The 14145-nt window shown below is 70.6% G+C and carries 9 protein-coding genes; all 9 read right to left on the reverse strand.

Annotated features, from left to right (window positions below; genetic code table 11):
* Positions 1-114 precede the first annotated feature (114 nt).
* The 9 genes from ACRDSK_RS01130 to ACRDSK_RS01170 all read right to left on the reverse strand — a co-directional run bounded on the left by ACRDSK_RS01130 (position 115) and on the right by ACRDSK_RS01170 (position 14130).
* Positions 115-981 carry a TatD family hydrolase gene (locus ACRDSK_RS01130; RefSeq protein WP_431437939.1) on the reverse strand — a complete coding sequence of 289 codons (867 nt, stop codon included), beginning with the start codon at positions 979-981 and terminating at the stop codon, positions 115-117.
* Complete coding sequence (locus ACRDSK_RS01135) at positions 978-2444, reverse strand: EboA domain-containing protein (RefSeq protein WP_431437940.1); 1467 nt, start codon at positions 2442-2444, stop codon at positions 978-980. Before ACRDSK_RS01135 ends, ACRDSK_RS01130 begins: the two co-directional genes overlap by 4 nt.
* A 218-nt stretch (positions 2445-2662) precedes the next feature.
* Complete coding sequence (locus ACRDSK_RS01140; protein ID WP_431437941.1) at positions 2663-3511, reverse strand: SCO3242 family prenyltransferase; 849 nt, start codon at positions 3509-3511, stop codon at positions 2663-2665.
* A complete protein-coding gene (locus ACRDSK_RS01145; protein WP_431437942.1) occupies positions 3508-4827 on the reverse strand; it encodes an inositol-3-phosphate synthase in 1320 nt (439 codons plus the stop codon). The genes ACRDSK_RS01140 and ACRDSK_RS01145 overlap by 4 nt, the downstream gene beginning before the upstream one ends.
* A gap of 164 nt (positions 4828-4991) precedes the next feature.
* Complete coding sequence (locus ACRDSK_RS01150) at positions 4992-9503, reverse strand: ThuA domain-containing protein (RefSeq protein WP_431437986.1); 4512 nt, start codon at positions 9501-9503, stop codon at positions 4992-4994.
* 207 nt (positions 9504-9710) lie between these two features.
* Positions 9711-10868, reverse strand: coding sequence for a xylose isomerase (xylA, locus tag ACRDSK_RS01155; RefSeq protein ID WP_431437943.1), 1158 nt, complete (start codon positions 10866-10868; stop codon positions 9711-9713).
* The gene (locus ACRDSK_RS01160; protein ID WP_431437944.1) at positions 10865-12022 is read right to left on the reverse strand and encodes a Gfo/Idh/MocA family protein; all 1158 of its coding nucleotides are present in this window, start codon (positions 12020-12022) and stop codon (positions 10865-10867) included. The genes xylA and ACRDSK_RS01160 overlap by 4 nt, the downstream gene beginning before the upstream one ends.
* Before the next feature lie 66 nt (positions 12023-12088).
* Positions 12089-13147: a substrate-binding domain-containing protein gene (locus ACRDSK_RS01165; protein ID WP_431437945.1), complete on the reverse strand. Its 1059-nt coding sequence runs from the start codon at positions 13145-13147 to the stop codon at positions 12089-12091.
* A 44-nt stretch (positions 13148-13191) separates the two neighbouring features.
* Positions 13192-14130, reverse strand: coding sequence for an ABC transporter permease (locus tag ACRDSK_RS01170; protein ID WP_431437987.1), 939 nt, complete (start codon positions 14128-14130; stop codon positions 13192-13194).
* Positions 14131-14145 lie beyond the last annotated feature (15 nt).

Consider the following 14145-nt stretch of genomic DNA (forward strand, 5'->3'; position numbering starts at 1 on the left):
GCTTCCCAACCGCACCTAAGGGGAACGGGACGCGAACCGGCCACAAGTGCGTGATCAACAGCAACGTCCTGTCCGAACGAAACCAATCGTAAGAAATCCGGGGAGGCGGAACAGTCATGCGCTGCCGCCTCCGCGTAGTACCGAGTTGCCGGCGAAGGTTTCCGACGACGCGGCGAACCCGGGCAGCTCGTCGAGCACCAGCCGGTCGCTCTGCCCGTAGAACTCGACCGGGTTGCGCCACAACACCTTGTCCACATCGGACTCGGAGAAGCCGGCGTCGAGCATCGCGAGGCCGGTCTTGTACGTCTTGAGCGGATCCGAGCGGCCCCAGTCGGCGGCGGAGTTGACCACCATCCGGTCGGTGCCGTACTCGCGCAGGATCGCGACCATCCGCTTCTCGTCCATCTTGGTGTCCGGGTAGATGGAGAAACCCATCCAGCAGCCGGACTCGGCGACGAGGCCGACGGTCGGCTCGTTGAGGTGGTCGACGACGACCCGGCCCGGGTCGATGCCGGACTCGCGGACGACGTCGAGCGTGCGTCTGGTCCCGGCGAGCTTGTCCCGGTGCGGGGTGTGCACCAGCGCGGGCAGCTCGTGCTCGACCGCGAGCCGCAGCTGCGTGGCGAACACCTCGTCCTCCTCCGGCGTCATCGAGTCGTAACCGACCTCGCCGACCGCGACCACACCGTCCTTGGCGAGGTAGCGCGGCAGCACGTCGAGCACCTCGGCACAGCGCGGATCGTTGGCCTCCTTGGGGTTCAGCGCGATCGTGCAGTGGTGGCGGATGCCGAACTGCGCGGCGCGGAACCGTTCCCAGCCGATGAGGCCGTCGAAGTAGTCGGTGAACGACGCGACGCTGGTGCGCGGCTGGCCGAGCCAGAACGACGGCTCGACGAGCGCACGCACCCCGGCGGCGAACATCGCCTCGTAGTCGTCGGTGGTCCGCGACGTCATGTGAATGTGCGGATCGAAGATCCTCATGAGGTGGCCTCCAGAAGGGTCACGGCGTCGGCCGGGACCTCGCGGCCCGCGGCGCGGCGCTCGTCGGCGTAGTCGCCGACCATGCGCAGCAGCTCGGCGTCGGCACGCCGGTCGAGGTCGGCGACGGCGGCCAGCGGCACGCCGACGAACAGGCACTTGAGCACGCCGTGCCGCCAGGTGTGGTCGTCGAGGTGGCGCGCGCCGAACTCGCCCATGGCGGCGGCCACGAGCCGGATGTCGTTGGCGCGCAAGGCGTCCTTCACGATGTCGAGCCCGGTGTGGGCGGCCACCGGCGGCAGGGCAGAGAGCCCGCGCAGCACGCCGCGGCGCTCGGCGTCGTCGCCGTAGCGGTACAGGTCGGCGACCTCGGGGCCGAGCCGCGAGCCGTCGAGCACCTCGGCGAGCACGGCGAGCAGCCGGGTGCGGGCGAGGTCGTCGACGGTGCCGTGCACGAGGCCCTGCGGGTCGGTCTCCGGACGCAGCGGAGCCCGGCCGACCTTGCGGCCGACCGCGGGGAACAGCGTGCGGATGGCCGCCGGGTCGGCGCGCACCCGGTCCTCGGCCTCGACGAGCCAGGGATGGTCCACTTGCGTCATCCAATCGAGATCGTTGTCGGGCCGCGAGGCCGCCGAGCCGAGCGCCGCCCGCAGCGCGGTGATCGAACGGGCGGCCACGTCCGGCGCCGCGTGGCTGTGCCGTGGCAGCTCGACCGCCGCGACGCCGGAGTAGCCCACCTCGGTCAGCGCGGCCAGGGTGGCCGGCAGATTGAGCTCGCCCTCGCCGAACTCAAGGTGCTCGTGTACCCCGGTGCGCATGTCGTCCAACTGCACGTTGACGAGGAGGTCGGCGGCGCGGCGAAGGCAGGTCGCCGCGTCGTCGGGCTCCACCGCCACGCAGTGGCCGACGTCCAACGTGATGCCGAGCAGCTCGGGGGCGCCCAGCTCCTCGCGGAGCCGCAGCGCCTCGGACAGGTGCTCGACGAACATGCCCGGCTCGGGCTCGAGACCCAGCCGGACACCCCGCTCGCCCGCCTCCTCCAGCACGGTGGCCACCCCGGCGCGCATTCGCCGCCAGGCGGTGTCAGGATCCACTGTGGACGGTCGGATGCCGGACCAGAAGGAGACGCAGTCCGCGTTCAGGTCGGCGGCGATGCGTACCGCCCGGTTGAGGAAGTCGATGCGACGCTCCGGCTCGTCGCAGACGAGCGTGGGGTGGTGCTTGCGGTACGGGTCGAGCAGGTAGCGCGCGCCGGTCTCGACGACACACCGCAGCCCGAGCAGGTCCAGCAGTCCGGCGACGTGCTCGGTCCGCTTGACCACGTCGTCGGCGAACGGGTCGAGGTGGTCGTGGTCGAGGGTGAGCGCGACCGCCGCGTAGCCGAGGTCGGCGATCACTCGCAGGGCGTCGTCGAGGCGGTGGTTGGCGAAGCCGTTGGTGCCGTAGCCGAGGTGGAAGGCGGTCACGACCCCCCCTCGCAGGCTCGGTGCCGCCGCTCGCGGTCGCCCTGTGACATCGATTCGCTCGCAAGCTCACTCATGACGCCCCCTCGCAGGCTCGGTGCCGCCGCTCACGGTCGCCCTGTGACATTGATTCGCTCGCAAGCTCACTCATGACGCCCCCTCGCAGGCTCGGTGCCGCCGCTCACGGTCGCCCTGTGACATTGATTCGCTCGCAAGCTCACTCATGTCGGGCTCACCTTCCGGGACAGTCGCCGGGCCAGCGGCAGGGCGGCGGCCACCGCGAGCGCGCCGGCGAGCTCGCCCCGGCGCGCGGCGAGTGCCGCCTGGAGCGGGACCATGCCGAGGATGCCGGCCATGGTGGCGCGCCGAACCGTCGCGGCGGTCGGATCCTCCCGCGCGGCGAGCTGCGCCCGCCCGACGGTCGCCGAGTAGAGCGCGGCCGCGGTCAGCGCGCCGAGCCGGTGCTTCACCGAGCTGGCCCGCCCGCCGATCGCGGCCGCGGTGGTGAGCGCGGTGCCGGCGAGCGCGGCCTCCGCGGTGGCCGGCTTCGCGCCGTGTACCTCGCCGCGGGACAGCGCGGTGACGCCGAGCGTGTGCACGCCGACCGCCGCCGCCGCCGGCAGCGCGGACCTGCGGCCGCCGCCGCCCATGAGCACGTCGAGGGAGCGGCAGGCGGCCATGCCCACCGGGCCGGCGGGAGTGGACTTCAGGACCGTGTCGTAGAGCCAGACCGCGGCGGCCAACGGCAGGGCGACCTTGACCGCGTCGCGCCCGCCCCCGACCGCGGCGAGCCCCAACCCGGCGGCCGTGAGCCCGCCGGCGACCGCGATGGCCTGGTTGGGAGTGACGCGGCCGGAGGGGATCGGGCGTTCGGGGCGCTCGGTGGCGTCGAGGGCGCGGTCGGCCCAGTCGTTGAGTGCCATGCCCGACCAGTAGAACGCCGCCGAGGACAGCGGCAGCAGCAGACGCCGCCCCCGCAGCGGGTTGCCGGCAGCCGCGGCCCCGGCGACGGTGTCCCCGAGGACCGTGAGGGCGGCCGGCGCCCGAACCAGCTGCAGAAAGGCCTTCATGCCCGCCCGCCAGGCGTATCCTCGCGCGCGCGTGCAGAAGAAGACTCCCCAACGCCCCCACCCTCTCCGGGGGCACCCCGTGACTCCAGTCTACCGGTGGGGGCCGACATTTCCGGAGTTGTGGGGTCTGCTGTGGACAACTCCGTCGGTTGTGGATGGGCGAGGGTCGCGGCCCACTCGGTCAGCATCGTGGTCTGTTCGGCGAAGCGGTGCTCGTCGCTGCCGATGGGGTCCTTGAAGAAGAACGCCAGTTCGCCGATCGGCCCGGAGACGCCGGCCGCGTGGGCCGCCGCGGTCAGCCGGGCCAGGTCGAGGACCAGCGGCGCCGCCAGCGCGGAGTCCAGGCCCGTCCACGTCAGCTGCAGGCTCATCTTCGCGCCGAGGAAGCCTTCGAACGACACGTGGTCCCACGCCGTCTTCTGCTCGCCCAGGTCCGGGACGTTGTCGATGTGCAGCGGCGCGGTCACCGCGGAGCCGAGCAGCGCCTCGAGCCCTCGGGCCTTCGACTCCAGCTTCCCCCGGGCCTGCGTCGGCGACGCCAGGTTGGCCCCGTCGCCGCCACCCAGCAGGTTCGTGCCCGCCCACGAGCGCACGCGCAGCGCCCGCGCCGTGAACATCGGCGCCAGCACCGTCCGCAGCAGCGTCTCGCCCGTCTTGCCGTCCGCGCCGGCGTACGGCAGGCCCGCCGACACGGCCAGCTCGTGCAGCGCCGGCAGGCGCACCCCGGGCGACGGGGTGAAATCCACGAAGGCACAGCCGGCCGACAGCGCCGCGTAGGCGGCCAGCGAGCTCGGCGGCAACACGGCCCGGTCAGCCGAAGCGAGCGCCGCGCGCAGCGAAGCGAGCGAGTCGAACGAAGGCACGTGCGGCACCGGCGGCTCGGTCGACGACACGTTCACCACCACCACCCGCGCCAGCCCGTTGCGCTCCCGGAAGTCCGCGATGTCCGCCGCCAGCCGGTCGGCCGCCAGCGCCTGCGCGCCGGTGTGCGTCGACGGGTGGTAGCCGTCCCGGATGGCCGCGTCCACGGCGCGCAGGCCGGCCGCCGTGGCGGTCAGCACCCGGTGCGGGATCAGCCCGGAGTCGGCCAGCTGCTCCGCCCGCTTCTCCAACGGGGTCCCCGCGATGTCGTGGCCGCCCACGACGAGGTGTTCCCACGGGACCAGGCCCATCTCCGTGAACGGCGCCCGCTCGGTGACGCAGCCGATCGGCTCGATCAGCCCGGCACGCAGCGCCAGCAGCCCGGTCACGGCGGTCGTGGCCACCGACCCCCGCGCGCCGACCAGCCACAACCCGGTCGGTTCGTTCGATCCCATGTGTGGAACCCCTTCCCAAAGCAAGTCCGGTGACACCGGTGGGCCGACGGCGCGGTGCGGGGCGCCGCCGGCCCACCGGCGCTAACCGCGAGCCACATCCCCTCGCAGGCTCGGTGATGCCGCTCGCGGTCGCACGGTGTCGATGGACTCGCTCGCAAGCTCGCTCATCGTTCGTTCACCGCACGGGGTAGCACAGCATCCCCGCTGAGGGAACCGATGACGGCGTTGCCGTCCCGCTCGAGGACCGACCGCACGTCCGCGTCGCGGACGAGCGTGCCGTCCGTGGCGCGCGAGACGAACGTACGCGGGTGGCGCACCGCCCGGCCGTCATCGCCGTTCGCCTCGGCCTTGCGGGCCTTGGTGAGCACCGACGACAGCTGCTTGTACGCCTTCAGCGACAGCCGGTTCGTCGCCCGGAAGCGGTCCACCAGCTGGCCCATGTCCCGCATCGATGTGGTCGTGACGAAGGACAGCGACTGGCTCGTGGAGTTGCCCGCCTTGTCGGTGGCGGTCACCGCGAAGCCGTGGGTGCCCAGCGGCAGCTGGTACAGCGACACCGTACGGCCCGAGGTGACCGCCGTGCCGTCGAGCGCACCGGTCACGGTGGACAGCCCGGACGTGGCGTCCTCGGCGTGCCACGACAGCACCACGTCGGTGGCGTCGCCGTAGACCCGCCCGTCGGCCACGCCGGCCACCAGCAGCGTCGGCAGCGAACCGTCGATCTTGATCGTCGCCGCCTTCTCCGCCTCGACGTTCCCCGCCTTGTCGGTCGCCCGGTACAGCAGGGTGTGCTCGCCGTCGCCGGTCACGGTGACCGTGTCGGAGTACGGCGTCCAGTCGCCGCCGTCGAGCTTGTACTCGACGCGGTCGACACCCTGGCCGGCGTCGGTCGCCGCCAGCTGGACCGGGACGGTGCCCGGATGCCAGCCGGCCGGACCGGGGTCGGCGAAGGTAGCCGTGGTGACCGGCGCCGTCTCGTCCGCGATCTCCTTGATCTGGATGTTGCGGAACGAGGCGTCGTCGCCGTCGCCGTGGTTCTGGATGCCGACGAACCCCTGGGTGAGGTCACGCGCGGGATCGGTGCTCACGAAGTCGTTGACCAGCACCCCGTTGAGGTAGACCTTGATGGTCTGCCCTTGCACCACGATCTCGTAGTTGTTCCACTCACCCGGCGGGTTCAGCGCCTCGTCGCGGGCCGCGATGTCAGCCGACTGGAACGAGTAGATCGAACCGGTGGTCCGGTCCGGCGCGTCCGTGGCGTCGATCTGGATCTCGTAGCCCTGGTTGACCGCGACCCACGGGTCGTCGCCGGGCTCCGGGTAGCCCACGAAGATGCCGGAGTTGTCGTCACCGGCCACCTTCCAGTCCAGCTTCAGGCTGTAGGCGTTGAACTCCTCGTCGAAGGAGAGCAGGCCCATCCCACCGGTGGACAGGATCGTGCAGTCCTCCTGGTGCGCGAAGCTGCCCGGGCCGGCCTGGTTCCAGCTCCCGAGGCTGTCCGCCGTGCCGTCGAACAGGCTGCGGTAGCCCTGGTCCGGCTGCGTCGGCGTGCACTCCTCCGGACCGGAGCCGCCACCGGCGACGCCCTCACCCTCGACCTGGATGTTGTCCACGTCGAACAGTCCGCCCGATCCGGTGCCGGAGAACACCAGGTACAGCGGTCCGCTGCCACCCGGGTCGGTCACCGCTGAGGGCGCGATGTCGACGTAGTTGTCCCAGCCGCCGGTGCTGGCCACCTCGACGGTCTGCACCACCGGGCCGTCGACCGCGTCCTTGTGGACGGTGATCGTGCCGCCCGCGCCACCGGAGCTGACCCGGTAGCCGATCGCGTCGACGCCGACCAGGTTGACCGGGTCGAACTTGATCCAGTCACCGTCGTCGATGTAGCCGACGCGCTTGCCGCCACTGGCGGCCCCCTGGCTGACGACCTGGGTGCCGTTGTTCTCGGAGAAGAACTCGGCCTGCTTCAGCTTGGGCTGCAGCTTGATCTCGTCCTCACCGGTCAGCGCCGGGGCGCCGGGCCCACCGTTGTCGGTGTAGCTGGCGTTGATGACACCGAACACGTCCGCGTCCAGCCCGTGTCCCTCGTCGGCGGGAGTCTCGATCACGCCCTCACAGCCGGTCGCCCGGGAGAGCGGGTGGCCGTGGTTGTCGTGGCCGAGAATGTACTCCACGACGACCTTCGAGCAGTCGATCGTCCCGTCCTCGGGGTCGGTCACGGTCACCTTGAACGGAACCGTGTCGCCATAGCCGAAGAACCCGCCGTCGGCCGGCAGGTCCAGCGCCACGGTCGGCTCGGTGTTGCCGGCCGTGACGACGACGCTCGCCGCGCCGGTCAGCCCGGTCTCGTCGGTGACCGCCAGGTGCGCGGTGAACTGGCCCGCGGTGTCGTAGGTGTGCGACACCGGGCCCTCCTCGGTGGAGTCGGTGGTGCCGTCCCCGTCGAAGTCCCACGCGTAGGTGAGGTCACCGCCGTCCTCGTCGGCCGTTCCGGTCGGGTCGAACTGAACCGTCAGCGGAGCCGGCCCGGAGGTCTTGTCCGCGTCCAGCACGACCTGCGGCGTGCGGTTGCCCTTCGTGTAGTCGATCCGGTAGACCGCCGAGTCCTCCGAGCCGCCGAAGTAGCCGCTGCCGTAGTCGAGCACGTACAGCGAACCGTCCGGACCGAACTCCAGGTTCATCGGCCGGGTCAGCTCCATCGAGTTGAAGAACGGCGTGATCGCGCCGCGCTCGCCGTTCGGCCCGACGTCGATGGTCTTGATCCAGCCGCGGTCCCACTCGTAGGCGAAGTTCTTGCCGTTGAAGTACTCCGGGAACTTCGTCACGAACTCGAGGTCGGCGTCGAAGCGGTAGACCGGGCCGCCCATCGGCGACTCGCCGCCGGTGCCGAACTCGGGCACCGAGCCGCCGTCGTACGGGATCCACGCCGGCTGCACCGGTGGCAGGTCGACCAGGCCGGTGTTGTGCGGACTCTCGTTCTTCGGCGCCGCGCAGTCGAACGCCGCGCCGGACTGGCCGGTCGCGAAGTCGTAGTCGATGAACGGCTGGTTGTCGCCGACGCAGTACGGCCACCCGAAGTTGCCGGGCTCCTTGATCAGGTTGAACTCGACCAGGCCGCCCGGACCGCGCGCCGGGTTCGCCGCGCCCGCGTCCGGACCGTAGTCGCCGAGGTAGATCCAGCCCGTCTCCTTGTCCACGGAGAACCGGAACGGGTTGCGGAAGCCCATCGCGTAGATCTCCGGACGGGTCTTCTCGGTGCCCGGCGCGTACAGGTTGCCCGCGGGCACCGTGTAGCTGCCGTCGTCGGCCACCGTGATCCGCAGCAGCTTGCCGCGCAGGTCGTTGGTGTTGCCCGACGAGCGCTGCCCGTCGAACACCGGGTTGCGGGTGGTCCGCTCGTCGATCGGCGTGTAGCCGTCGGAGGCGAACGGGTTGGTGTCGTCACCGGTGGACAGCAGCAGGTTGCCGGCCGCGTCGAAGTCGATCTCGCCGCCCGCGTGGCAGCAGATGCCGCGGTCGGTGCCGACCTGCATGATCTGCTGCTCGCTGCCGAGGTCGAGGGAGCCCTGTTCGGACAGCTTGAACCGGGACAGCTGGTTGTGTCCCTTGAACGGCTCGAAGTCCGCCGGGGTCCCGTTCTCCGGGGCGTCGCCGGCCGGGGTGTCCAGCGGCGGCGCGTAGTAGAGGTAGACCCAGCGGTTGGTGGCGAAGTTCGGGTCGATGGCCACGCCCTGCAGGCCGTCCTCGTCGTGGTTGTAGACGGGAACCTGGCCGGCGAGCGTGGTCGTCGCCTCCGGGGTGGTCAGCCAGACCCGGCCGTCGCGCGAGGTGTGGACCACCTTGCGGTCGGGCAGTACGGCCAGCGCGATCGGCTCGCCGGTGCTCGGCTCGCCCTTGGCCAGCGTGATCTGGTCGAAGTCGGCGTCGACCGGCGGGTCGTCGGGGTTGGTGGTCGGCGTGCAGTCGGCCTCCTCGAGGCCCGCCGCGTACCGGATGCCGCCCGCGAGGTGGTCGCGGAACTCCGGCTCGGCGTAGGACTCGTTGGTGTGGCCGCCGCCGGTGTACCAGGACCGGCCGGCCCCCTGCGGGTGGCACCACATGATCGGGTGGTCACCCATCGCGTCGCCGCCCGGGTCGTAGGTGGACTCGTCGAGCGTGGCGAGCACCTTCACCGAGGAACGCGGGTTGGTTTGGTAGTTGTACCACTCGTCGGTGCGCGTCCAGGTGTCCGGCAACGGCGCGGTCGACGGGTGGTCGTGGCCCTCCGTGCGCACCACCGCCTGCTGGATGGCCGGGTGCGACTTGAAGTAGGCGCCGACGAGGTCGCCGTACCAGGGCCAGTCGTACTCGGTGTCGGCCGCGGCGTGCACGCCGGCGTACCCGCCGCCAGAGTCGACGTAGTTCTCGAACGCCGTCTGCTGCTCGGCGTTGAGGATGTCGCCGGTGGTCGACAGGAAGACCACCGCGGAGTAGTGGGACAGGTTCTCGGCCGTGAACGCGGCCGCGTCCTCGGTCGCCTCGACGGCGAAACCGTTGGCCGCACCCAGCTCCTGGATGGCGGCGATGCCGGTGGGGATGGAGTCGTGCCGGAACCCGGCGGTCTTGGAGAACACCAGGACGGTGGGGTCCTCGTGGTTAGCGACCGGCTCGGCCGAGGCGACCCCCAGACCGGTCAGGAGTGCCAACGAAGCGATCCCGAAACGCGACGCGCCGCGTAGTCCTCGCCTCACCCCAGGTGGTTTTAGCTGATTCTTGTCCGTGCTGTTCCCTCGCACTGGTACTTTCTCCTTGTCCTTGCGAAATGGGGACTACGAGAAGGGGCATTGCTCCTTTCCGTGTTCGCGGCGCCGCCGGACGTACGGGTCTGGCGGCGTCGCTTTTCGTCAGCGAGTACCGAACAGGTATTCCAGGGCCAACTGGTCCAACGCTTCTGCGTGCGCGCCCCGCTGTGCAGCCGCGGCGATGTCGAGCTCCTCGGTCCGCAGGTCGGCGAGGCTCTCACCAGGCGCGAGAGTGGGTTTGGCCAGCTGGTCGACGCGGCTGTCCGCCAGGGCGGCGGCCACGTCCGGGTCGGCCCGGAACCGCCGGGCCTTGTCCGCGAGCACCAGGTAGTTGCGCATGCACGCGGCCGCCGACGCCCACACACCGGACTCGTCCTCGGTGCGCGCCGGCTTGAAGTCGAAGTGCCGCGGGCCGCTGTAACCGGCGTGTTCCAGCAAATCGACGAGCGCGAACGCGGATTTCACATCGCCGTTGCCGAATCGCAGATCCTGGTCGTATCGCGGACCGTTCTGTCCGTTCAGGTCGAGGTGGAACAGTTTCCCGTGCCACAACGCCTGCGCATATCCGTGCACGACCGACAATCCGGCCATCTGCTCGTGGCCGACCTCCGGGTTGAGCCCGACCCGGTCCGGCTCCTCCAGCTCGGAGATGAACGCGATCGCGTGCCCGATCGTCGGCAGCAGGATGTCGCCGCGCGGCTCGTTGGGCTTGGGCTCCAGCGCGAACCTGATGTCGTAGCCCTGCTCGCGCACGTACGCGCACAGGATGTTGACCGACTCGGCGTACCGGTCCAGCGCCGCCCGGACGTCCTTGTTGAACGGCGACTCCGCGCCCTCCCGGCCGCCCCACATGACGTAGGTGCTGGCACCGAGCTCGGCCGCGAGGTCGAGGTTGCGCAGGATCTTGCGCAGCGCGAACCGCCGGACGTCGCGGTCGTTCGCGGTCAGCGCGCCCTCGCGGAACACCGGGTGGGTGAACAGGTTCGTGGTGGCCATCGGCACCACCAGCCCGGTGGACTCCAGCGCCTTGCGGAAGCTCGCGATCCGGTTGGCGCGGTCGGTGTCCGAGGAGCCGAACGGGATCAGGTCGTCATCGTGGAAGGAGACGCCCCACGCGCCGAGCTCCGCGAGCTTCTCCACCGCGTACGCCGGATCCATCGGGTCCCGGGTGGCGACGCCGAACGGGTCGACCGCCTGCCAGCCGACCGTCCACAGCCCGAAGCTGAACCTGTGCTCCGGCCGAGGGGTGAGGTCGTTCATCTGCCCGCTCCCTGGATCTGTGTCCACTCCGAACCCTGATCGGCGCTGCGCTCCACGGCCTCGAGCACCCGCTGCACCTGCAGCCCGTCCGCGAACGACGGGGTCGGATCGGTCCCGTCCGCGACCGCCCGGATGAGGTCGACGACCTCGTGGGTGAACGTGTGCTCGTACCCCAGCAGATGCCCGGGCGGCCACCAGGCGCCGACGTAGGGGTGCGTCGGCTCGGTGACCAGGATCCGGCGGAACCCGGCCGCCTCACCCTGCGACCCGTCGTAGAACGACAGCTCGTTCATCGACTCGAAGTCGAACGCGAGGCTGCCGAGCGAGCCGTTGACCTCCACCCGCATCGCGTTCTTGCGGCCGAGCGCGAACCGGGTGGCCTCGTAGCTCGCCAGCGCCCCGGAGGCGAACCGGCCGAGGAACAGGGCCGCGTCGTCCACCGTGACGTCGTCGAGGTCACCGGTCTCCGTCGGTCGCTTGTGGACGAACGTGTTCGTGACCGCGGTGACCCCGGTGAGCAGGTCGCCCACGAGGTACTGGGTGGCGTCGACGATGTGCGCGCCGAGGTCGCCGAGCGCGCCCGAGCCGGCCTTGTCCTTGCGCAGCCGCCAGGCCATCGGCGCCTGCTCGTCGGAGAGCCAGTCCTGCAGGTACACCGCGCGCACGTGCCGCACGGTGCCCAGCCGGCCCTCCTCGATCAGCTTTCGCGCGTACGCGATGGCCGGCACCCGGCGGTAGTTGAACGCCACCATCGACCGGACCCCGCGCGCGGCGGCCTCGGCCGCGGCCGACGCCATCCGCTCGGCCTCGGCGACCGTGTTGGCGAGCGGCTTCTCGCACAGCACGTGCTTACCCGCGGCGAGCGCCGCGATGGCGATCTCCGCGTGCGTGTCGCCCGGGGTGCAGATGTCGACCAGCTGCACGTCGTCGGACGTCACGACGTCGTGCCAGTCGGTCTGCACGCTAGCCCAGCCGTACTTCGCGGCCGCGGCCTTGGTCCGGGCGAGGTCACGCCCGCCGAGGACGGCGAGGTCCGGAACCATTGGCAGGTCGAAGAATCTGTGCGCGCTCCGCCAGGCATGGGAGTGCACGGCTCCCATGAACGCGTGGCCGACCATGCCGATCCCGATCCGGCCCCCGCTGCCCTCTGTCATCGCTCATCCCTCCATGTCGACTCGTGTCGACTCGGCTGTCAACTCTCGTCCGCTCAGGTGCTTGGCTCAGGAGTCGAAGCCGATGTCCAGGTAGGAGTCGACGTTCTCCTTGGTCACCACGGCCGAGTAGGTCGTGATGAACGCGGGGATCTCGTGCTCGGCGAAGTCGGCGACGCCCTTGTTCTGGCCGAGCAGCCGGGCGAGGGAGATGGACGTGGACGCCATCGACGGGCTGTACAGGACGGTCGCCTTGATGACCGTGTTGTCGGCCTTGATGCGGTCCATCATGTCCCGCGAGCCGGCGCCACCGAGCATGATGAACTCGCTGCGGCTGGCCGAGTCGATGGCCGCCATCACGCCGATGCCCTGGTCGTCGTCGTGGTTCCACAGCGCGTCCAGCCTGGTCGCGCCCTGCAGCAGGTTCGCGGTCTGCTTCTCGCCGGACTCCGCGGTGAACTCCGCCGCCACCCGCGGGCCGACCTTGAACCCGTTGCGCGCCAACGCGTCCTTGAAGCCCTTGCTGCGTTCCTGGGTCAGCGGCAGCGAGTCGATGCCGGCCACCTCGCCGATGATCGGGCTGGCGACGCTCTTGGCCTTCATCTGCTCGGCGATGTAGTTGCCGGCGTTGACGCCCATCCGGTAGTTGTCGCCGCCGATCCACGTGCGGTAGGCGAGCGGCGTGTCGAACACCCGGTCCAGGTTGATCACCGGGATGTCCTTGTCCATCACCTCCTGCGCGGTGGCGGTCAGCGCCTTGCCGTCGAAGGGCAGGATGACCAGCACGTCGACGCCCTCGTTCACCAGCGACTCGACCTGAGCGATCTGCTGGTTGACGTCGTTGGTGCCCTCGGTGGCCTTCAGCGTCACGTCCTCGAACGCCTCCGACTGGGCCTGCGCGTTCTTGGTGATGGCCGCGATCCAGCCGTGGTCGGCGGCCGGTGCGGAGAAGCCGATCGTGACCTCCTTGCCGGGCTGGTCGTTGTCGCCACCGCCGGCGGCGACCTGCCCATCGTTGCCGGCGTTGGCCGGCTCGTTCGAGGTGCAGCCGACGACCAGCGCGCTCGCGCCGAGCGCGGAGGCGCCGAAGAGGAACCGGCGACGGGCCAGGGACGGGTCGTGGGACATGGGTACTCCCTTGTGCGGTCTGAAGTGGACAGTGGAGGGCGGGGCTATGTCTTTCGTGTCTTGCGGGTTCGGAGCGTGGTGGACTGGAGCAGCACCGCGGCGACGATGATCACGCCCTTGGCGATGTTCTGGATGTCCGTCTCGAGGTTGTTCTGGGTGAAGATGCTGTTCACCACGGTGAAGATCAGCACGCCGATGAGGGTGCCGATCAACGTGCCGCGGCCGCCGGTCAGCAACGTGCCGCCGATGACGACCGCCGCGATCGCGTCCAGCTCGTAGAACTGACCGTTGGTCGACGCGCCCGATGTGGTGCGGGCGACGACCATGAGCGCCGCGATCCCGCAGCACAGGCCGGCGAGCGCGTACACGTACGCGGTGTGCCGCTTGACGTTGATGCCGGCCAGACGAGCGGCCTCGGCGTTGCCGCCGACCGCGAACGTGCGGCGGCCGAACGTGGTGCGGTTGAGCAACACCCAGCCGGCCGCGAACACCACGGCGAGCATCCAGATCAGCACCGGGATGCCCAGCAGGTCGCCGCGGAAGAACTCGAGGTAGCCCTGCACGGTGACGACCTGCGTGCGCCGCTCGGAGAGCCGCTCGGCGAGGCCGCGTGCGGAGGCGTACATGGCGAGCGTCGCGATGAACGGCACCACCCGGCCGTACGAGACCAGCACGCCGTTGATCAGACCCGCGCCCAGGCCGACCGCGAGCGCGCAGCCCACCATCACCCACGCCCCGTAGGACTGGGTGGCGAGCGTGGTCATCCAGACGCTGGCGAGCGCCACCATCGAGCCGACCGACAGGTCGATGCCGCCCGAGATGATCACGAACGTCATGCCGACGCTGACCACGCCGATCGCCGCCGCGAGGCGCAGCATCGTGGAGATGTTGCTCTCGGACAGGAACGTGTCGGGCTGGGTGATGTACCCGACCACGCATAGCGCGAGGAGCACGCCGATCAGGATCGCCAGCCGGATGTCCATCCGCAGCCCGCTCGG

Origin of the sequence: Actinophytocola sp. (genome assembly GCF_050699915.1) — a bacterium.
Lineage (GTDB): Bacteria > Actinomycetota > Actinomycetes > Mycobacteriales > Pseudonocardiaceae > Actinophytocola.